This is a genomic window from Neoehrlichia mikurensis, assembly GCF_019186785.1.
Taxonomy (GTDB): domain Bacteria; phylum Pseudomonadota; class Alphaproteobacteria; order Rickettsiales; family Anaplasmataceae; genus Neoehrlichia; species Neoehrlichia mikurensis.
This window is the reverse complement of the sequence record NZ_CP066557.1, coordinates 697,883-720,440: the sequence shown is the minus strand read 5'-3', so window position 1 is coordinate 720,440 and position 22,558 is coordinate 697,883. Positions and strand designations below refer to the sequence as shown.

The 22,558-nt window shown below is 25.9% G+C and carries 15 protein-coding genes and 1 pseudogene; 6 read left to right on the top strand and 10 right to left on the bottom strand.

Features of this window, described 5'->3' with window-relative positions:
* Positions 1-4: 4 nt before the first annotated feature.
* The 5 genes from frr to HL033_RS02850 all read right to left on the bottom strand — a co-directional run bounded on the left by frr (position 5) and on the right by HL033_RS02850 (position 6,200).
* Positions 5-559 carry a ribosome recycling factor gene (frr, locus tag HL033_RS02875; protein WP_218193805.1) on the bottom strand — a complete coding sequence of 185 codons (555 nt, stop codon included), beginning with the start codon at positions 557-559 and terminating at the stop codon, positions 5-7.
* 20 nt (positions 560-579) lie between these two features.
* Entirely contained in the window at positions 580-1,320 is a 741-nt protein-coding gene (gene pyrH, locus HL033_RS02870) for a UMP kinase (protein ID WP_218193804.1), read from the bottom strand.
* 398 nt (positions 1,321-1,718) lie between these two features.
* Positions 1,719-4,655, bottom strand: a complete 2,937-nt coding sequence (locus HL033_RS02860; RefSeq protein ID WP_218193803.1) for an AsmA-like C-terminal domain-containing protein — start codon at positions 4,653-4,655, stop codon at positions 1,719-1,721.
* Positions 4,656-4,766: 111 nt separating this feature from the next.
* Positions 4,767-5,222, bottom strand: coding sequence for a ribonuclease HI (gene rnhA, locus HL033_RS02855; RefSeq protein ID WP_218193802.1), 456 nt, complete (start codon positions 5,220-5,222; stop codon positions 4,767-4,769).
* 813 nt (positions 5,223-6,035) lie between these two features.
* A complete protein-coding gene (locus tag HL033_RS02850) occupies positions 6,036-6,200 on the bottom strand; it encodes an RNase H family protein (protein WP_218193801.1) in 165 nt (54 codons plus the stop codon).
* A gap of 1,945 nt (positions 6,201-8,145) precedes the next feature.
* Between HL033_RS02850 and HL033_RS02845 the strand changes: the two genes are divergently transcribed.
* Complete coding sequence (locus HL033_RS02845; RefSeq protein WP_218193800.1) at positions 8,146-8,760, top strand: riboflavin synthase; 615 nt, start codon at positions 8,146-8,148, stop codon at positions 8,758-8,760.
* Positions 8,761-9,485: 725 nt separating this feature from the next.
* Here HL033_RS02845 and HL033_RS02840 read toward each other — a convergent pair.
* Positions 9,486-10,889 (bottom strand): NAD(P)H-dependent flavin oxidoreductase, encoded by a 1,404-nt coding sequence (locus tag HL033_RS02840; protein ID WP_218194505.1) that lies wholly within the window; start codon positions 10,887-10,889, stop codon positions 9,486-9,488.
* Positions 10,890-11,977: 1,088 nt separating this feature from the next.
* Between HL033_RS02840 and HL033_RS04550 the strand changes: the two are divergent.
* Positions 11,978-12,040 (top strand): annotated as a pseudogene (locus HL033_RS04550) (hypothetical protein); the annotation flags it as partial.
* Between the two features lie 27 nt (positions 12,041-12,067).
* Positions 12,068-12,238: a hypothetical protein gene (locus HL033_RS02835; RefSeq protein ID WP_246575210.1), complete on the top strand. Its 171-nt coding sequence runs from the start codon at positions 12,068-12,070 to the stop codon at positions 12,236-12,238.
* A 112-nt stretch (positions 12,239-12,350) separates the two neighbouring features.
* On the opposite strand, the gene HL033_RS02830 is transcribed toward HL033_RS02835, so the two are convergent.
* Complete coding sequence (locus tag HL033_RS02830; RefSeq protein ID WP_218193799.1) at positions 12,351-13,670, bottom strand: M23 family metallopeptidase; 1,320 nt, start codon at positions 13,668-13,670, stop codon at positions 12,351-12,353.
* Between the two features lie 1,253 nt (positions 13,671-14,923).
* Here HL033_RS02830 and HL033_RS02825 point away from each other — a divergent pair.
* Positions 14,924-15,997 carry a hypothetical protein gene (locus HL033_RS02825; protein WP_218193798.1) on the top strand — a complete coding sequence of 358 codons (1,074 nt, stop codon included), beginning with the start codon at positions 14,924-14,926 and terminating at the stop codon, positions 15,995-15,997.
* A gap of 750 nt (positions 15,998-16,747) precedes the next feature.
* Positions 16,748-18,016 (top strand): M16 family metallopeptidase, encoded by a 1,269-nt coding sequence (locus tag HL033_RS02820; protein ID WP_218193797.1) that lies wholly within the window; start codon positions 16,748-16,750, stop codon positions 18,014-18,016.
* Between the two features lie 507 nt (positions 18,017-18,523).
* Here the strand turns inward: HL033_RS02820 and HL033_RS02815 are convergent.
* Both HL033_RS02815 and secB read right to left on the bottom strand, forming a co-directional pair.
* Positions 18,524-19,240: a DsbA family protein gene (locus HL033_RS02815; RefSeq protein ID WP_218193796.1), complete on the bottom strand. Its 717-nt coding sequence runs from the start codon at positions 19,238-19,240 to the stop codon at positions 18,524-18,526.
* A 605-nt stretch (positions 19,241-19,845) separates the two neighbouring features.
* On the bottom strand, positions 19,846-20,349 hold the full coding sequence (secB, locus tag HL033_RS02810; protein WP_218193795.1) for a protein-export chaperone SecB: 504 nt from the start codon (positions 20,347-20,349) through the stop codon (positions 19,846-19,848).
* A gap of 113 nt (positions 20,350-20,462) precedes the next feature.
* On the opposite strand from secB, the gene HL033_RS02805 reads away from it, so the two are divergent.
* Positions 20,463-21,092, top strand: coding sequence for a Tim44/TimA family putative adaptor protein (locus tag HL033_RS02805; RefSeq protein WP_218193794.1), 630 nt, complete (start codon positions 20,463-20,465; stop codon positions 21,090-21,092).
* Positions 21,093-21,199: 107 nt separating this feature from the next.
* On the opposite strand, the gene HL033_RS02800 is transcribed toward HL033_RS02805, so the two are convergent.
* Positions 21,200-22,405, bottom strand: a complete 1,206-nt coding sequence (locus HL033_RS02800; protein WP_218193793.1) for an MFS transporter — start codon at positions 22,403-22,405, stop codon at positions 21,200-21,202.
* Positions 22,406-22,558 lie beyond the last annotated feature (153 nt).

The window sequence follows — 22,558 nt, the reverse complement described above, 5'->3', positions numbered from 1 at the left end:
CAACTTATATACTTAAAATTTCACTTTCTTTAACAACAAAAGCATCTGATATTTTTTTAATAAATTCATCTGTCATCTTTTGTATTTCTAAACCACAAACATGAAAATCATCTTTTGATATCTCTTTATTTTCTTGTATAAGCTTTAACTTATCCATCGAATCACGTCTTATATTACGTATTGACACTTTAGCTTCTTCTGATAATTTGCTCAATAACTTTACTAAATTTTTTCTCATATCCTCCGTTAAATCAGGAACTGTTAATCTTATTGTACTAAACTCACATGATATGCCAAACCCCAGATTTGAGCTTTCTATTGCAGATTTAATATTACCTATAATACTTGCATCCCATGCAGTTATTGTTAACAATTTATCAGATGCAGTAATATTAGCAATTGTATTTAATTTCGCTCTGCCACCATAATAATCAACTGTGATTCCATCAAGCAAGGAAGCCTTCGCTCTTCCTGTCTTAATTCCAGAAATATCATTTAAAAATAATGATACTGTTTTTTCCATCTTTGCTCTTATATCTTTTTTCATTGCACTTATCATATATTCCTCTGTACTTTATGCTAATCAGATATAGTTGTATACAAACCTTTGCCTCTAATAACATCTGCAAAAGCATTACTTTTATTTAGATTAAAAACTATGATAGGAACAGAATTCTCCCTAGCTAAAGATAGTGCAGCAATATCCATAATTTTTAAATCTGACGCTAATAAATCAAGATATGAGATATGAGTATATCTCACAGCATTACTATCTTTTTTAGGGTCAGAAGAATAAACACCATCAACTTGAGTACCTTTAAATATAGCATCACAACGCATTTCTATACCACGCAACGCTGCAGCTGTATCCGTGGTAAAGAAAGGACTACCTATCCCTGCAGCACATATTACAACTCTACCTTTTTCTAAATGACGTATAGCACGTCTTCTTATATATGTTTCACAAATAGAATGCATAGGCATTGCTGATAATACTCTCGAATCTACATTAATTTTTTCTAAAGAATTTTGTAAAGATAAAGAATTCATTACAGTAGCTAGCATACCTATATAATCATTACTAGCTCTTTCAAATCCCAAAGACGACGATGCTGTAGCTCCACGAAATATATTACCACCACCAACTACAAGACAAATTTGAATACCAAAACTACCAACTAATTTTATATCATGAGATAATTTTTCAATAACTTCTAAATCACATCCAAAACTTTTATTACCCATTAAAGCTTCACCAGAGACCTTAAGTAATACCCTAGAGTATTTTATACTACCTATATTATTAACATTAGAATTCATAATTAATCTTTTACCACTTTTTATAACAAATTTATATACTCATGCAATATAATGCTGAATTATACAATAAATATAAAAATGTGCAATATACACTCATATTAAAATAATAACTTATCACATTCAAACACCCTTAGAATTACCATAAATACTTATCAAATTAAATTATTTTAAAAACTTTTTACCCGCCTTATTTAATATAATCTGCAAAGTAAATATCAAGAAATAATAATATATCTTCTATTCTTGAATTTGCATTACTAAATATATAACTAATAAACTGAATTTTTTGATCAGTTACGATTTCATATGTTAAGCTTGCTAAACAAAGAAGAAATTACAATAATTGGTGGAGATGATAATGTAGCATCTAAAATAATAGATGTTTATTGTACATCACTTTAACCAACCATTTTAGTATTCTGTAACATTCGATTATCAAATACTTTTAAAACTCTTTTTAATAAGTTAGGTGCTAAAATTGACATAAGATTCACTGATACATCATGTTCTTTATCACTACCCTTAACCTTATAATCAATAGCAATTATTCCTCTACTCTGCCCACCTGTAAGCAATTTTCCAATAACAGGAGTTTGCCATATTATTTTATTAATAACATATGCAGGAATAATCTGACCTTCAACATCAAATACCTTTGTTTTAACATTAACATCACCACTTAAACTAATACCAAGCTCAGATCCCTCCATCCATGATTCTTGTATTTTTATTAAATGATTCTTATATGTAAAAGGCACATTTAAATGATAAAAATATATTCTCTGCCCATTTAAAGTATTTAATATACCCTTAAGAGATGATAAAGTTAATATTTGAGCCAAAATAGACGCATTAACAACATAAAAATTCGTTAATGAAAACATACCATAAGTTTCTTCAGCATTATTTGACAAATGCATATAAAAAGATAGATGCCCCTTTTCTATAGTAGTCATTATATCAATTGCACGCAAAAAACTACCTGCATTCTCTGATACTATTTCTAATCCAATGTTACTATACTCTATATTTAATACAGTATTATCAGAAAAATAACCATTTAGTTTACTACCAATACAGTTTCTACTATTACAATTTAATGATAAAGTAGCATTTTGAAGCATAACATTATTTTTTAGTAGTATTTTTTTTACTCTTACATTTAAGTGAATATTACTTTTATCAGGTTTTTTATCAAAAAAAGTATCAAAATTTACTTTACTCAAATCCAAAAATTCACCATGTAGATTAACTGTTAAGTTATTACTAGCAGATTTTATATGAGCATTAACATCTACATTTTCTATAAATAGATCAACATCTTTACTTACGCGGCCTTTAAGCTTTATTTTAATATCCTTTCCTATTATATTAGCATAAGTTAATTTAATATCATTACGATTTTGTAACAATGCTGAAAACTCTACATAACCATCTTGATTATTTATTGTAAAGTACTTTTTTCCTAAATTAAAATCTATAACATCTAAATGACCATTTATTAAAATATCATTAGCATTGGAATAATTAGTTATCCAATTAATATTGGCCTTAGCTTTACCTTGAAAATCATTATATCCAAATACTTTAAAGTTTTTAATATTATCACTTGAGAGATATCCAGAAAATCTATAGTGAAATCTTTCCGCTTTTTCTTTATCTTGAATAATACTTAAATTCATTTCATGATTATTCATTTGTCCAATAGTTTTTACTTCTAAATGATTATTAGCAAGCAATATATTAACCGTAGCATTATTTATATCAAAACTATCAAAAATCTTTTTTGCTGCAAAAGATGTAATCTTAGAATTTATATTTTTAAAATGATAAACAGGTTTACTATTTGCTAAATTAAATATTTCAAAATTAAATTTAGTACTAACATCACCAAATATTAAGTTCTCTTTAAACTGCAATAATGAATGCCCAGCTGCTATTTTATAAAGTTGACGTACATTACCTATAGCTTGACCTTTTATATACATAACAGCATTTACATCATTCATTTTCATAGAAACATGGCCTTCTACAATATCAACACCTTGAAAATTAGCACTATTAGAACTAATAGCAAAATTTTCATTATCTAATAGTAACTTACCCTTTAATATTTTAATAAATTTATGATCATCAAGCATAATACTAACATTATTGATATAAGAACTTATATTATAATTTAGTATAATATCATTAATATCAGAGATATTCCCATTTAATGTAGCATTAACATCGCTAAAATTACCGTTGGAAACGTTAGCACAATACCAAGCTTTAACTTTATGATACAACATATCAGGCCAATAGTTACACACTACATTTGTATTAACCATATGAGTTTTAATATCTATACCAAAATCTTGCTTACTTGTATTTAATTTACCACTTACCGATATATTACTTTCATCTATAAAAAAACTAAAATCTTTTACTATCAACAAATCATCATTATAATTTAGTTGAATACTAAGATTACTAACATTACATATACTAGTATTCACACATGGAATACTGCCATTAATATTTTGTAGATTTACATCAGCAGACTTGATATTATCATATTCATCAAATACTACATTTAAATTCCCTAAAATATTATCTATACTATCATATAACAAAAGTCTCTTATCAATGAATCCTAAAAATCGCAATAACCTTGTATGAAAGTTATTATAAGTCATATTAAGTGATATAATACCTTTATAATGCTCAAACAATGTTAACTGCATAAAAGAATTATTGCTCCCTAATGTAAAGCTAAAAACATTGCTATCATATCTTTTTTTAATACCTATTTGCAAATAATCCAGTAATAAACTCTCTCCTGTTTTATTAGTAATAGTAAGATCTTTAACGTGCGTTGGAATACTTAATTTTACCAATTTCATAAAGTATTTTTTTAATAATTTTATTGAGTTAATATTTGTTATTACAGTATTAGAAGATGTTTCCACACCATCAATATTGATATTTACTTTTGGAATATCAATGTATGCAAAATTAAAATCCCCCCATAAAAATAAAATTCCTATTTTAGAATATAAAGAAAATTTTGGAATACTAATTTTTACTCCTAAATGACTGTTATCTATAACAATATTACTTGCTAATAACATAAAATTTTCATCAGCCTTTTTCCATAATAATTTTGTATTTTGTATACTAATTTCTGATTTAGGAAAAATATTAGATAATCGATGTTTTATATATAGGTTTATAATATTTGCTTTTAATTCTATAACACTTTTGCTATGTACATAGTAATATAGCCAGCCACCCATTGCACAAACTATCACTATTATAAGCAATTGAACACAAAATTTTATACTAGCCATAATACAACATACGCAATAAAAATACCTGCACTTTAACAAGACTTACTAAAAATACAGACAACATAAATTAATATTTCTATATAAATGAGCTTTGATTTGACATTATTATCCCTATGATATATTTGTATATATACTATTGCGTGCTAACATATCCACTTCCTCATTATATTTATTTCCTACATGTGCCTTCACCCAATACCAATTAATATTATGCAATAAGGCCAATTTATCTAATTCTAACCATAAATCCATATTTTTAACAGGTAATTTATTAGCTGTCTTCCATCCACTAATTTTCCATTTGTGTATCCATAATGTAATACCATTTTTAACATAAATACTATCAGTGTATAACTGCACATTAGAATAACATTTTAAAACTTTTAAAGCCTGAATAACCGCCATTAATTCCATTTTATTATTTGTAGTATAAGATTCACTACCGCATATCCTTTTTTCTATTTTATTACTATTAAAAAATAATATTGCACCCCATCCACCAGGGCCTGGATTACCGGAACATGCTCCATCAGTATATATAGTAACTTCTTGTTGATCTATTGTCATAATATAATCCTATTTCATTGATTTATCGCTATAATATGCTTCTAGCTTTACTGGTTTTTTAAACACATTATCCTAATGTTATACATATAATGTTACAATTAATAGTTTACAACATTAAATTATATTATTTGTAAATAACACACTATGTTATTATAAATTATTTCATTAAGTTTACATTTTATTCATTAATAATAAAGCTTTAAGTAGAGTGAAAGCTATTATTAAAAATTTAAATCATACTTTATAATGTTGAAATTTTATCGTTAAATTGATCATTGTAATTGCTTTGTAAGAATAAGCAACTAACTTTACAAAAATATAGGTATATTACAACTTTAAACTACAATTCATATTTTTTATAATTCAATACTCTATTTTAATTTTAGGTACAGCTCCCATAGAAAAAATCACACTCACTATTCTATATATGTACCACAATATTCAATAATGACATATTAATTTCATAAATAAATTAATTCTTTTACCATTTAGTAGTAATGGAATATAGAGATATACTATCATTTTTCAGATAATCCTAGCTCTGACGCTTATTTTATTTACTATCAATTAAAAAATAAGCAAACAACTGATAATTTCATAGAAACTAAAATTAAAAGCAAGATATTTAACTTATCCTATGATAAAAAATACTTTTTTAAAGTATACAAATATAAAACACTAAATTGTATAAATGCAACCTCATTTAATATACAATTTTATAAATAATTATACGTAATTCTCTTATAAAAAACATTTAAAATTATATTTCCATAATTAATATCATCCAATAAATCATCAATTCTAGTCATAAATTCAAATTTTAACAGATAATTTATTAACTGTTTCCCATCTACTGATTTTCCATTTGTGTATCCATAACGTAATACCATTTTTAACATAAATACTATTAGTGTATAACTGTATATTAGAATAACATTTTAAAACTTTTAAAACCTGAATAACCGCCATTAATTCCATTTTATTAATAGTTTTTTCATCAATTTACTTAAACTTAAAAATGTCAAAATATAAAAAAACATCGTATTTACATTTATTGTAATTTATCATAAATAATATGCTGTAAGCATACATATAATAAAATCTCAGCTAAACAGTAAATGTTTAAGTCATTGTAAAAATAAAAAAATTGTAAGTAGTTAGCCATTGCAATATATAATGCCGTCATTTATCCTAATGCACAGTAATACATAACATAAATAACACTACCTTTTAGCGGCAAGAAACTAGGGTAATATACTTTATTGCATAAAAGCAATATATGTATAATAGCGTACACTATAATTCACATGTATACATATTAGTCAATAAAATAAACTTCATTACACAAGTTGGATATTTTATACTTTCTCTCAATGACTAGTAGTATATCTTTATGCTGCATTTGTATAATAATATTATTAATCTTTCTTTTGAAGTACTCTATATTTTATATATAATACTATCAAGTATACAACACTGAAATTTATGAAAACACAATATAACAATGCACTTTCTTCACCAACTATATCACTGTACTAGGCATATACATTACAAAACAAGTAACTTGAAATGCAAGTACGTTAATATAGCACATGTAGTCACATTAGATAAAAGTTAATAAAAAATTAAAAGATCAAGAATTCTTTAATAAATGGGATATAGTACCTTTTCTCCTTTGTGAATGATCTAGAGTATCCCTCTTAAATTATAAGAATAGAAAAGTATGCAACTAAATTCACAAGTAATGTCTGTACATATTTGCATTGTGCAGTAACTTCATTACAGAACAAAATCCACAAATGCAAAATACCCAAAGTGATAAAATGCCGCTTATAGATGATCAAGAATTAAATAAATCCTAGGAGGATGATTTACTCCTTCTTACACCAGATTAGTAATAACCTTTTATAACAATCATAGATAATATTAGCACTATAAAATCTGTAAATTTATTAATAAATCAGGTTAAAAAAGCAAATTGAGATAATTAATAATATACTTGAAGATCCTCAAAAAACAAATGTAGTCACATAAATCTAATAATACTTTAAAGATAGTATCTTCCATTCTTATTAAAAACATAAAAATGTGATTTCATACTACAGTGTATTACATATTAGATTATAATGTAGCATAATATATTGAAATAGATAATAAAGCATACTATCTATTTCATTATAACGAAGATAGAAATGACAAAATCTACAGACAACATCAAAATTATAAATATAATCTAAATTCACTCTATATTCTGAAATATTATCTTTACAAAGTTTAATAAGTGTAATATCAAAGCTGATAATAAAACTATATAAGTCATATAATCAAAAATACATACTATTAAAAATGTATGTATAAATTAGTATTTATTATCGTATTATATAACACAATAATCCTACCAAATATGAACTCAGCATTAGTACCCTTTCAACCTCCGTAATAAACCTTAAAGGTTAATGTTTAGCTCTTTTAATACTCAAAAATATAAACTTAAATACTTTATTAAGCTTCATATTTAATTTGGTTAGCAATAATAATGTTGATAAGGATATCAATAATACAAGGGCTAAATTTTCTTTCAATTTATTAATAAATTCTTTAGTAAATATATTAAGAAGTGTATTTATTGGACAAAATGCTAAAAATGATACCCTAGTTAATAGTGTATACACACAATCATTAAAAATCCTTAACACAATAAAATTTTATTCACTAATTATTAAGATATAGAACATTATTTTTAAAAATACTAATTATATTTAATACAACAAATAAAATATTTGCTTTTTAACATATTATATAATCAAGTAATTCTTAAAGTTTGCCGTATAAGTAATACAATTAGCACAGCAAATAATATTAGTTATTTTTCAATTCTTTAGTAAAATTGATAATTAATTACAAATACATTGAAACATAAATTATGTTTAAAGGAATTATTACCAGTATAGCAACAGTTATCCAAACTAATACATCCCCAAACTCTGAGACAATAATACGTATCAGTCCAATAAAAAATAATTTTTCACAAGATCTCATATTAGGAAGTTCAATTTCATGTTCAGGCATATGCTTAACCATAACAGAGCTAGGCAACAATTATTTTACTGTTACTGTTTCACAAGAAACCCTAGCCTGCACAAATATTAGCCATTGGCGTAAAGGATATCAAATAAATCTTGAAGCAGCATTAAAATTAAATGACCGTATTGATGGACATTTTGTACAAGGCCATGTAGATGGTACTGGTAAAATTATATCTATTACATCAATTAATGAATCCAAGGTTATAGAAATAAGTACTACCATGTCATTATTGCAATATATTATAAAAAAAGGATCTATAGCAGTAAATGGTATATCCCTTACTGTTAATGATGTCAATAATACAGCCTTTAAAGTAAATATAATTCCTTACACATGGTACAATACTATTTTTCAATATGCAAAAATTCATGACATAGTTAACATAGAAATAGATATTATAGCAAAATACATAATTCAACTACAAAAAAATTATAAAAACACAAATTTATAAAATAATAATTTATTGTATAACAATGTATTGTACACATGAGCCTTACAAACTTTATCATAGACCTGCTCAAGTTATCATTACATTTGTTATATCAATTTATCAAAAGGATTCCCATATTTCTAAGTTGAGTAGTATGCACTTTTACTACACACATTTACTATAATTATATAAAAATGGACACAACTATTTTATCATCAAGATATCACCAATCCAATATATCATCAGTATTTAATATTAGTATACATACACTTATAGTAAATATAAAAACCAAAAAAAACCACTATTCATTTTATAAGAAAAACTTCATACATATCCTATCTTATTATTAACAGTAACATTTATACATTACTATAAAACTGACATACTCTCATAATATAATTGTATCTATAGTCAATATAAGAATAAGCAGCTAACATTACAAAAAACTAACTTTACAAAAATATAGGTATATTACAACTTTAAACTACAATTCATATTTTTTATAATTCAATACTCTATTTTAATTTTAGGTACAGCTCCCATAGAAAAAATCACACTCACCATTCTATATATGTACCACAATATAATATAATATATTATCTTCAATAATTTATAATAATCACTAATACATCAAATAATATTTATTATAAAAACGTACCTATAAAATGTATAATAACTATGTATCCAATACAGCAAAAAATATACTATTCCTTCCTATAAGATATATCACAGCTATAAATAAATAACTAATAACCTGTCAAAATTCTATTTACAAGCTCCTTGATAGTAGGAATATACCCATCTTTATAAAACGAATCACTACTAAATCTATAAGCATTATGTCCAGAGAACATTAATTCACATTCATGATCTTTACCATTAATAATATTCTGTAAAGTTTTTTGAATACAAAAACTACGAGAATCAGGTTTGTTCCCTGTATTATAATCTCCATGGTCTTTCCAATTACTAAATCTACAATGACTTAAGCATCCCATACAATTAATTTGGTCCTCTCTTATTTCATGTGACTTTTCTTTTGTAACAAATATTAGTGTGTCATCAGGAGTTTTCAACATTTCCGTATATCCTTGTAATACCCAATTATCAATTAGCACCTTATCACAAGGCTTAATATATATTTTTCTACCTCTACTACCAAAAACAATATCTACACAAAATTCTTCATTAGGTTCTTCTTTAAAAGAAATTTGACGTTCATTACGCTCCTGCAATTCATTTATAAAGTCATTTTTTACAGCAGATGAATAAAACCCCGTTGGACTAAATCTATTTAAAAAAACATCCCCTTTTTTAAGAGTTAATAGCCTTTTTTTCCATAATAAAGAAATAGGACTTTCCTGAGTAACTAAAGGCCTCGTCCCAAATTGAAAAGCTATAGGCCCCACAAGATCATTATTAAACCACAACTCCCAATCCTTAAGATGCCATACTCCTCCTGCCATAACTAGTATTGTATCAGAAAGACCAACTTCATTCATAAATGATCTAATCTCCGCAACCCTATCAAATGGTTCTTGAGGTACATCAGGAGACTCACTATTACTTAACCCATTATGTCCCCCTGCTAACCATGGATCCTCATATACAACACCACCTAACCACTCTTTCGATATTTTTTTATATGCACGTGTCCATAAAATTTTAAATGCACGCATAGAAGATACAATAGGATAGTAATATACCTGATATTGCGATGCTATCTCTGCTAATTTATATGGCATACCAGCTCCACAAGTAATACCATGTATTAACCCTTTTGCTCCTTCAAGTACTCCATGTAAAATTCTATGAATTCCTCCCATTTCCCATAAAACATTCATATGAATTCTTCCACATCCATTTGATATATTATGAGCTATACGAGCTTGACTAATCGCTCCTTTAATACTATATTCAATAAGCTCATCATGACGTTCTCGTCTTGTTTTTCCACGATAAACTAAAGGAATATATTCTCCATTATCATCCATTAGTTTAGCATTTGCCCCAGAAAATGTACCTACAGCTCCGGCAGCAGCAAACGCACCTGACGTCTTGCCATCGCTAATACCAATGCCTTTTCCACCCTCTATAATAGGCCATACATCTTTGCCAGAAATACAAACTTTTTTAATATCCTTTCGCAAAAAAAACTCCACTCATTAATACAGCAAATCAAGCATTTGACTTACTTTAGACTTTCATATTACAAGCATATACTTCCATGCAACTTTCAGTAATACTTATACTTGTAAATCAAGTAAAAGCTAATTCCAAGTTACGCTATAAATATTATAGCACAATAGAAATTTTATAAAACTCTTTAAATAGCATATTGACATATAATATTAAACTATATTACATTTTGCTGTATAAGGTGTGGTATTTTCAATTCATGCTATATATAATAAGAGATTACACACCACCCCCCCCCCTTCAATTAATAGACAGCATATTACAGCATTATAAAGGTATGGTGTTATTCAATGCATGTTACATATAATAAAAAAGTGCATACCCTTTTAATTAATAGACAACATATTATAGTATTCATAGATATTAAAAAAGTATGACACACTTTTATATTTTACATTACAATATTACAGATCTCCACAGTAAATTTTATAGCTATGTACATAATTTCATAAAAACACACATCTTAAACTAGTAACTAAACATTTAGGTATAATAAATCTTAATTAGAACTTTTTTAAAGTAAAACTAAAGCTATAATACAACTCAGCTTACATTTTAATAAATATTACATTAATGTAGATTACAAGGTTAATATTGACAACAATACTACATTATAACATTTTTTTAGTATACTTCCTTAAGGCAATATACCAAAAAAATCAGTAAAACTTTATTACTAAAAAAGAAAAAAACTTATTATACATTTACGATATTACGATAAGATATACAGTTCAATAGCAGCACAACATAAAAAATAAATCCTACACAGCAGCTTCTGTCAATAACTTAAATACTTAACAAAATTGAACTTACAAATCAAGAATTACCGCATCTATACTTACATTATGCAATGATACTTAAATCAGTACACTTACCAGCAAAAAATACCTTTCTAACTTATTATAGAAATCTTTTTTATGCTAACTATATTACTTAATTGTATCATTAATAAATTATCTAGTATTTTCGCCTAATTCAAACAGAAATGTACTAAGTAATTTTCAAACATCTAGTATAAATTTAGTGTGTATATCAAGGAATAAGGAAAGGTTTACCAGTAAGACAAGGACAGGTTATAGCTTATGTTGGCAACACTGGATTATCTACAGGACCTCATTTACATTATGAAGTGTTATATAAAGGGCAACAAATTGATCCACAGAAAGTACATATTGCAAAAGAAATAGTAAAAATACCTGAAAGTGAATTACCTTCATTTCAGTTAACTATGAACGATATAAGACGTACACTAATGACTCTGAAGTATGGATGCAAACTTTTGTCTGTTAATCATAATTAACCACTATTATCACCCATAATTTATCAGATATACTAACTTCTCATTATGGTATCCCTAGAATATTTTTAGTATACATTTCATGTAGCGTATAACTTATTCAAATGAAGGTATGTTAACCTTTCTTTTTGCGATTCATCATAGCAAACTCTGTAACATATGGTGTATTTTTTAGTGTACGTCTTATATCGTTCATAGTTAACTGAAATGAAGGTAATTCACTTTCAGGTATTTTTACTATTTCTTTTGCAATATGTACTTTCTGTGGATCAATTTGTTGCCCTTTATATAACACTTCATAATGTAAATGAGGTCCTGTAGATAATCCAGTGTTGCCAACATAAGCTATAACCTGTCCTTGTCTTACTGGTAAACCTTTCCTTATTCCTTGATATACATCACTAATATGCGCATAAGCTGTAGAATAAAATCTATTATGACGTATTCTTATATACTTTCCATATCCGCCTTTTACCCCTACAAATTCTATCACCCCATCACCAGCAGCTAAAATCGGCGTGCCAATTGGAACAGCATAGTCTACACCCTTATGAAATCTACTATATCCATATATAGGATGTTGTCTTACTCCAAATTTAGATGAGATATAAAACACCCTATTACTATCTATTGGATGTTTTAGCATAATTTTTTGTATACCATTACCTTTACTATCAAAATACCCTTCAGTACCATTCTTAAATAAATGTCTATATAGGCTAATATTTTTATTATTAGTTTTTAAAGAAGCATATAATATTTTTCCATCTGTAATAGGACGACCACTTTTATCAAAATATCTCTCAAACAAAACATCGAATTTACTACCTGCTACTATTTCTCTTTGTAAATCTATACCATTACCATACAACTTAATAAGATTCATAATTATAGAATATGAAAGACCTTGCTCAATTGCAGAAGCAAATAAAGATGATTTTATCGTATCAGAAGCACGCACAATTCTTTTTTCTCTCACATTATCAACAGTTTGAGAATTATAATTTCCTTTGTTATCTCTATATATTTTAATGCTACGCATTGAAGATTGCGTATTTATCAGTACATACTCAACACAATTATGTTCATTTATTTTAATCGTAACTTTATCATGAATCTTTAATTTATTAACATTATGAACTTTTTGCATAGGATAAATAATTCTATTAGCCTCTTTAACAGAAAGACCAGCTTTTCTTAAAACACCTATCATATTGTCCCCAGCATTTATCGAAAACCGATATATATTAGGCTTAGCAATATATGGTATATTAATATTTTTAATTACTTTTTCGTGAGAAGGAGACTCTGGTACCTTAGATAATACTTTAACAGCAGGTATTGATAATACAATAAACACCATAAAAAAAATTGTTATAAAATACATAGATAAATTCATTAATAACTGTATTACAGGTTTATTTTTAATTAACATAGCTTTTGCATCATAGAACTTAAAAAAATGAGATCTAAAACACACCATACCTTTAATAATGACATAATAATATATAATATATGATATATAACATTTATATTATAGAACTTACTATAGATTTATATTATAATCTATATTAAAAATCACCAATTTTGTCCATTATATTAGGCATAGCTTAAGATTAATTAACTAATAAATGCATTTTTACCTTATATACTTTATATAACTGTAATCACAGTACACTTTTAACAATAAATTTTTACTACTTATTAAAAATAAAACTCTATATAAGAATATAGAAAACATAATTACTGCTATAAAGATACAAAGTAATCTTGCGTTTTGTCTAAAATAGCTCATTTACGGTACTATACATAGTTAGCTATCTAAAGCATCATAATAACAAGCATATCATAGAATAGAAGGTCTAAAGAATAGTAGGCTTTTCAATTTCATCATATATATACTAAACCAGTATCACGATCGACATTATTATGTCAGTAAACTATATATTAAAATAACACAGTGATAATTACCTAAAAAAATTATCTTAATTTACAATTAAATCATTACCAATATCAAAAAATATATAAATACTGTACTTTGCATACAATATCCCAGTAATTATAAAATATTAATATACAAAAATCGTACCAAATAATACAACAAACTTCCCTATATTATTAAATAATATTTAGTAAATGCAATATATTAACTACAAAAAAACTTCGTTACATTGTATACTTCAGATAATAATTCAATAGCTAGAATACTTTAAGCCCTCTTTATAACTCTAAGTTACTAATTAATTAACTTAAGTACAGTTTTCATATAAAAAAATAACTAAGAGCAAATCATATTAATTTAAATATAAAATATAACTTTTTACTAAATTTTTAATACTGCAATAAAATACATAGTTAGGCACATTAAATATGTATCTCCAACCTATAGCTTAAACCCACATAAATAATGCTAATCTTTACCATTTTCCTTAAATCACAACAAGGATTTATTTAATACCACAGCTTTGCAGTAAATGTTGTAATCGTAATGTACAATTCATTTATAAAATAAAAATACTATAAACTGTAACATTTTATGTATGCATAAAGCCTCAATAAAATCCTTTTTCAAATAAAATATTACCCTTGTTCTTATAATATACTATATAATAGTTATCTATACTGTTAATAATTGACAAATATATTATAATGATGATATCATTAGTTAATTAATTAAGATAAAGAAAAATGCTTTCATACAATAATGCTGCTACTACTAAACAATCTGCACACAGCTTTTATAATCAAGACCCACAATTACTTTCTAGTGTTATGAACTTATACAATAAAAGTATAATATCATCTGCAAGATTCAACTATTCAATATGTGAATCTCCTGATATGATATATAGTAATTATAAATATGACTATAATTATTATCAATTAAGTAATTTAGAGGCTCAATCAGATACTAAGCCCATCACTTTGCATATTTTACATGAATACTATAAATCTTATAACACACCAGATTGTATAAATAATTTTAAATCTCAGTTAAATTATGAATATAACAATAAAGAACAAGCATTCGATACAGTACCAAACATCAAGTATAACAAAAATAATCCTCTACCTTACGATCCCTATAACAACGATGAATTTTATAAAGAATATAATCTTTCAATTTGCAGCACTATAAACGAAAATAATATTTATAGCAACACTCAACATAATTTAACTCTTAATACACATAATACACAAATGTTCTTACAAAAAAATAATTCTGAATGTAGCTTACCAAGCCCTAATACATATTGCAAAAAAGCAACCTTCACTAAAGACAAAGAAGAAGGGTTTCTAACTAACATCATTCATATGTTATATAGTATATATGTTTCACTAGATGAAGATGAAGATGAAGATAAATACAATACTAAAGTTTCCAACGCATTTAATAAAAAAGCACCCCTTACTTTCACTAACAGCACACACAATCGGCAATCATTTTTTGCTAAGATAGGCAATACGTTATATAATATTTACGCTTCATTAAAACAAAAATGTACTATAATAAATCAAGTATTTACCACAGCTGATAACTCAAATGAAGACATATTTCCATCTTCTAACAAACATCAAAAGACATTATTTGAAGACATATTTCCATCTTCTAACAAACATCAAAAGACATTATGCAATAGGTATAATGAACAATATTTCCAACAAAATACTACATATAATACTGACAATCCTAATTATTACATGTCATGTTGCAGCGTAGAACAACAAAAGATAGTGAATTGTGACAAATATTTTAAATAATAAATTATTATTTCTATTTTTCATTAAAATTATAGACCTATTATTAAATAAAAAATGCTTTAACTCAGTCTTCACAGTTTTAATTCATAAAGTGTAAAAAATTCTCTTGACTTATCAGTGCTGCATTTTAACTTGCAATAACCCTATCTTATTAGAAAGAATATAACACTATTTTTACTATATCCAAGAATTACTGTCACGTTTCATTGTATAAATATACTTTATATCAATAATAAAATTTAAAATATTGTAAAAATTATTAGATATTAAGACTTATTCTTAGAAACTACAACTTAAATAAAAACATATCATTACATATAATAATGCTTCTAAAAGATATAAATTCATTTCATTGCTACTTTAAAATAAACACAAGCTTACATATATAAAAAGAGGTTATATAGCTGTTAGTATACTTACTAATTCTGAAAATTAAATTTTGAATATGAAAAATAAACCTTTAACAAAATATAAAATTAATTTAAATGATAACTCTTTTTTATATTTGAAAATAAATTTTCATATAACCACATAGTTTTTAACGAATAAATCTAATTTAGAAAAAAGCTATATAACTTCACTAAATTTAATATTAATACCCCCTATAAAATATCTTTTTAATGTACAATGTCATATTGTATAACTTTATTTGCATCAAATGTAGAACATTTATGCACATATATTAATAACAACTTTGCATTTGCACTTATTTAGTATAATATCATTCAAATTTATAAAAAGATGCATTTAATGATAGTTAAACCACAAGTCACAAAATTAAAGAATAACTTTTCTGTTATTACAAAACAAATCGATAATGTAAACTCTGTCGCCATCAATATTTGGATCAACGTTGGTAGCAGGTACGAATCCTTAGATAAAATAGGAATATCACATTTTCTAGAACACATGGCATTTAAAGGGACAAATACAAGAACTGCACTTGATATTGCTAAAACCTTTGACCAAATAGGAGGAAATTTTAATGCTCAAACAGATAGAGAACATACTGTATATCATGTTAAAGTATTAAAAAAAGATATTAATATTGCAATTGAAATTCTAGCTGATATTATAGCTAACTCACAATTTCCAGAAGAAGAAATTGAACGGGAAAAAGGAGTAGTATTACAAGAAATATATCAAACATATGATTCTCCTAGTAGTATAATTTTTGATAAGTACATGGAAACTGCCTTCAGTAATCAAATATTCGGCCAGTCAATTTTAGGATCAGTAGAATCAGTACAAAATTTTTCTAAAGAAGATATTAACAATTATATGCGTACTCATTATCATGGCAACAATATGTTAATATCTGTAGCGGGAGATATATTGCATGATGATATAGTAAAACTTTCTAGCGATTTCTCACACATTACAACATCCCAATGTTCTAGTGTAACACCATCTGTTTACACAGGAGGAGAATATCTAGAAAAAAAAGACTTAGAACAGGTTAATTTACTTATTGGATTTCCTGGGGTTTCGTATAAAGATGATAGGTTTTATACTATGCAAGTTTTAGATGCTATTTTAGGTGGAAGTATGTCTTCAAGACTTTTTCAAGAAATAAGAGAAAAGCTTGGCCTTGTTTATAGTATATCATCATTTAATTCAAGTTATAGTGATAATGGGATTTTTTCCATATATGCAGCAACAGATAAAGACAATTTACAAAAGCTAATCATTGCCATTACATCTGAAATTAAAAAAACATCTATCAATCTTACAGAAGAAGAAATACAAAGATCAAAAAATAAGCTTATATCTGAAATATTAATGTCAAGAGAAAGCACAACTGCATATGCAGATGCTCTAGGATATTATTATTCTCATTATAACCGATACATAGCAAGATCAGAAATTATAGAACATATTCATGCAGTTAATATTCATCAAGTAAAATCAGCTATTCACTCATTAATGCAACATTATAATAAAATAACTTTAGCAGCAATAGGGGAAATAGAATATTTACCAAGCTATCATGATATATCTTTAATGCTCAAACCCTAATATGAATATTCATTAATGAAAATTACTTCTAGCTTAATAAAAAATAGACTTTACATAGTATTAACAAAAATTAGTAATAAAAATGATATTAACATAGTATAGCTATGTATTTGTTATAGTATAATATTTAGTAAATTTAACTATAATGAAACAAATTTTCTAATTAACTGATAAACCTTGTAATTATACCAATATAGTTAAAAACTTAAAAAACATTAATATACATATTGTAAACAATTCTTGATATAATAAACTTCTACTAATAAATAATTAGTAAAGTATATTATTACACAACTCATTAATAAATATTAAACATTGTAATTATAATGTATTATCACTATACATTACAATTAACTCTATATTAAATACTCATTAACAAGTTAAACTTCTACTTACTAAAAGAATTTTAATATAATCCCATACAATATAACATCTATAAAAAAATAGATTCCTGATTACAATTAACATGACGTTATTAAAGAAAATATACTTTATATAAATTCCCTTTTACTGTGCAACAGAATAATTGGGATGTAACATAATTATCTCATCAATTACTCTCGAAAAACTTTCAAAATCATGAGCTTTATCATATTTTTTTCCATTAATAAAAAAAGTAGGTGTTGCCATAACCTGCAGTTTATTACTTGCTAAAAGTTTATCTTGAATAATATAATCCATCATATGCTCATCATTCATACACTTGTTAAACCTTTCATCGGAGATATTACTAATTTTAGCAATATTAGAAAGAAGGGTAAGATCTTTATAATTTCTTACTAAAGCTTCAATAGAACTAAATACAGCTTTACTATAAGTAAAAAAACTTTCATTGCTATCATAACATAACCCTAGCATTGCCGCCTTTAATGATACGTAATCTAAAGGAAAATTCCTATATATATACAACAACTTACCTGTTTTTATATATTTATCCTCTATTTTTGGCAAAACACTTAAAATAAAGCTTGCACAATGCATACATGAAAAAGATGCATACTCTATTATTACTACAGGAGCTTTCTTATTCCCTAAAAATCTATCATGTGGCATTAACCCTAATAATTCTTCAGCTGTAGTACTATCCTTCAATTTTACTAGCCTATCAGAATAATGTTTCATAGAAGAAGTATGGCTACTACTTGCATTAGCAACATCACATTTATAATAAACCAACGCAACCACTAATAATAATATTATTATACAATTTCCTAAATAACGCATATATCTCACATATTAATTTTTGGAAAGCAACCTTATTGTATCAAATAAATAACATTTTTCAATATCAACTATTTATGCTGCATATATATAATAGTATAGTTTTTAATTTACAAAAACTACTTTTAGACTTCAATATTCAAAACTAATTAATCACAAGAGATTATATATTTATCGTATAAGAACAACATTACGATAACTACATATGAATAAAAAAGATAGTTTTTCATTATACATAAGATAAACTCTATAAAAGTATGTTATGTAGTAAATCATCTTAATAATACTTTAGCCAATTATCATCACTTTACTAGATATTGGTTAATGGTATTTTTTAGAATCAATATCAAGATTAGATTTATGGTATAGATCTAAGTCAAAATAATATTGTAAAATCATGTTATAAAAACACAAATGATTTAATTAGATTATAATAATTACGTATGACCTACTATTACAGTAGTTGCACTATAAATACAAAAAAGCTATGTAGAAATTATATAAATATATTTTTAATTATATAAAAGCTTTATGTATAATAAAAACCCACATGTTATCAGTCAGAAAAGTTATTGCACAATTCTAGTTATTTGAAACGCAGATCCCTTCTAGTTAAGATTAGTATCATCATGCTGTGATTGATTACTTGATAACTGATTCTCATACATTACTTTAAAATCAATTACATCAAGCATTAAAGGAGGGAATCCTCCAGATGCAGTAACTCTAGCTATTACTTCTCTAGCAAATGGAAATATTATACTTGGCGCAACAACTAAAAGCATTTCCTTAATAAAGCTTTCTTCATGTTGCCCATTTTCCAATTTTTCAATAAGAAACACCCCACAATATTTTAGCTCACATATAAATGCAGTAACTTTTTCTGCCTTAGCTTCTACGTTAATTTGTAACATTACTTCATAAAAATCACCTTCAATTCTAGCATTCTCATCATCAGTCTCTTTAACTGGAAGTAAAATTGAACTAACATTTACAGATATATTAATTGCAGGTGGTTTCTTGCTAATCATTAAAAAAATCTGAGGAGAATTTACATTTTCAAACGACAAATCCTTAATATATTGACCTTTTATCTTAATCTTAGGATACATAAACTCACTCCATAAAAAAAACTATATATAAAATTAATTATTGATTAACGCTCACTAAACTATAATATAGTTAATGATGCTTGTATATATCTTATTAATAAAAGTTGGTGAACATGATCGAATTAGCAATATATGCATTTTTAGCAGCGTTTATCTTTTTTCGTTTATATAATTCTGCAGGAAAAATTTCAACTGCTAGCTTTCATAAAACAAATTCTCACTATAACTCCAATCAAAAGGAAAAGTATATTGAAGATATTGTATACGAAGATGTAACTTTAGAATCAATTATGGAAGGAGATATTGAAAATGCAAAACATATAATAGAAACTATAAAGAAAAAAAATAAAGAATTTACACTACAGAATTTTATGAATGGTGCTGCAAATGCATTTGAGCTAATTATAAAAGCATATAATCAAGGAAAATCTAATATACTTCTTACATTATTAGATGGTGAGCTATACAATGCATTTGTGCAAGAAATTCAAAATCGCAAAAATCTTGGCAATGTGCATGAAGATGTTATTGTATCAATACTTTCACAAAAAATAGTTAATGTTAGTTTAATAAATAACACTGCTTATATAGTGGTAAAATTCATTACAGAGCAAATTAATTTAATTAAGGATATTAATGGTAATTTAGTGCTAAAATTCATTACAGAGCAAATTAATTTAATTAAGGATATTAATGGTAACTTAGTAAGTGACAATGTATCAAAGATTAATAAAATTTTCTAACATAATTAATCTTAAATTAATTATATAAATTAAGAATAATTTTACATTGTATAAACAATATAAATAAAAAATCTTTATTAAAATAAACTACTTTTATAATTACGCTTTTAATTCCTTATACGATATTTTATCCAAACAAATCCTACTAACCCTATAATTAATCCAATAGGTATAACCATAAGTGCTTTAATCAACAAATCAATTTCATAAACTGCTATACCTTCCACTATTCTTCCATCCCAATATAAATGTACAATCCATGATATAATTGTATGAAATATATAACCAAAACACATGATTATCATATTCGAAATAGCGGTAACTAAAGCCACTGACCTTCCATCTGAATATGTAACTGCATTACATGTTGCTACAATTTGATATGCGGAACAAAATCCTATAATCAAGAACAATATAAAAACACACAAAACACTGTCACATACTGCAAATAATAAAAATAATGATATACACATAATTGCAGCACAAGAGATTACTATATTCCAAGAGTTAAAAGATCTTTCTAACATATAAGGAATTACAAAAGACCCTACACACATCCCACAAAATATAGCAGATGGCAATAATTTTGCAGTTTCAGAGCTCATACCTATTGTTAATAAAAACACCGTAGCCCATCCATCAGCAAACCCTTCTAAAGGACCAACCATTAATCCAGCAAATAAACTAATTAACAAAATATTTTTATTGCATATTATTAATTTAAATTGGTTAACAAAATTATTATCATAACCATTAGACTCACTAGGAATCATAACAAAATACATTACAATACAAAGTATAGCTCCAATAATGATTAATCCTAAAACTAAACTCATCCATCCATAAATATTTATCAAAGAGGATACTGGTAATCCACCGTACATAGCTCCTAATAATCCTATTATTATAGAACATCCTACCATCCTTGCAAAAGTACCAGGAAAATACATATTTGATATCTTAAATATTCCCAATGCCCCAACAACAGAACCAATCCCTACTATAATTCTTCCAATTTGCACAAATATCCACGAATTAAACAACAATGGCACTAATCCAATAAATGTTACAGCTATAAAAATAGGAATAATTTTTTTAGGTCCATACCTATCTAACATTATCCCTACTGGAATATGTGCAAGAGTATATCCTATGTAATACAACCCAGAAAATTGTCCAAAAGCTAGAATACCCACATTAAATTTATCCATTACAATATTAGATACAATATTAGGTAGTACTCTTAAAACATATTGGTAAGCATAAAAAAACGAAATTAAAAACCAAGAAGCAAATTTTCTATCTAATAGCACAGAGCACCTTCACATATTTTACAAAATTATGACTGTCACTAATATTATCCTATAATTCTTAAAATTCAACACCTGAACATACACTACATATTTAAATATTCTTTTCTCGAAAACATAATTTTTATATTATCCTATAATTTATATTACCCTATA

What these genes read in the sequence shown, in the direction of transcription:
- HL033_RS02805 (WP_218193794.1), top strand. Translation starts at nt 20,463, where the DNA reads ATGATCGAATTAGCAATATATGCATTTTTAGCAGCGTTTATCTTTTTT.
- HL033_RS02860 (WP_218193803.1), bottom strand. Translation starts at nt 4,655, where the DNA reads ATGGCTAGTATAAAATTTTGTGTTCAATTGCTTATAATAGTGATAGTT.
- HL033_RS02825 (WP_218193798.1), top strand. Translation starts at nt 14,924, where the DNA reads ATGCTTTCATACAATAATGCTGCTACTACTAAACAATCTGCACACAGC.
- HL033_RS02830 (WP_218193799.1), bottom strand. Translation starts at nt 13,670, where the DNA reads ATGTTAATTAAAAATAAACCTGTAATACAGTTATTAATGAATTTATCT.
- rnhA (WP_218193802.1), bottom strand. Translation starts at nt 5,222, where the DNA reads ATGACAATAGATCAACAAGAAGTTACTATATATACTGATGGAGCATGT.
- HL033_RS02820 (WP_218193797.1), top strand. Translation starts at nt 16,748, where the DNA reads ATGATAGTTAAACCACAAGTCACAAAATTAAAGAATAACTTTTCTGTT.
- HL033_RS02815 (WP_218193796.1), bottom strand. Translation starts at nt 19,240, where the DNA reads ATGCGTTATTTAGGAAATTGTATAATAATATTATTATTAGTGGTTGCG.
- pyrH (WP_218193804.1), bottom strand. Translation starts at nt 1,320, where the DNA reads ATGAATTCTAATGTTAATAATATAGGTAGTATAAAATACTCTAGGGTA.
- HL033_RS02845 (WP_218193800.1), top strand. Translation starts at nt 8,146, where the DNA reads ATGTTTAAAGGAATTATTACCAGTATAGCAACAGTTATCCAAACTAAT.
- frr (WP_218193805.1), bottom strand. Translation starts at nt 559, where the DNA reads ATGATAAGTGCAATGAAAAAAGATATAAGAGCAAAGATGGAAAAAACA.
- HL033_RS02850 (WP_218193801.1), bottom strand. Translation starts at nt 6,200, where the DNA reads ATGGAATTAATGGCGGTTATTCAGGTTTTAAAAGTTTTAAAATGTTAT.
- secB (WP_218193795.1), bottom strand. Translation starts at nt 20,349, where the DNA reads ATGTATCCTAAGATTAAGATAAAAGGTCAATATATTAAGGATTTGTCG.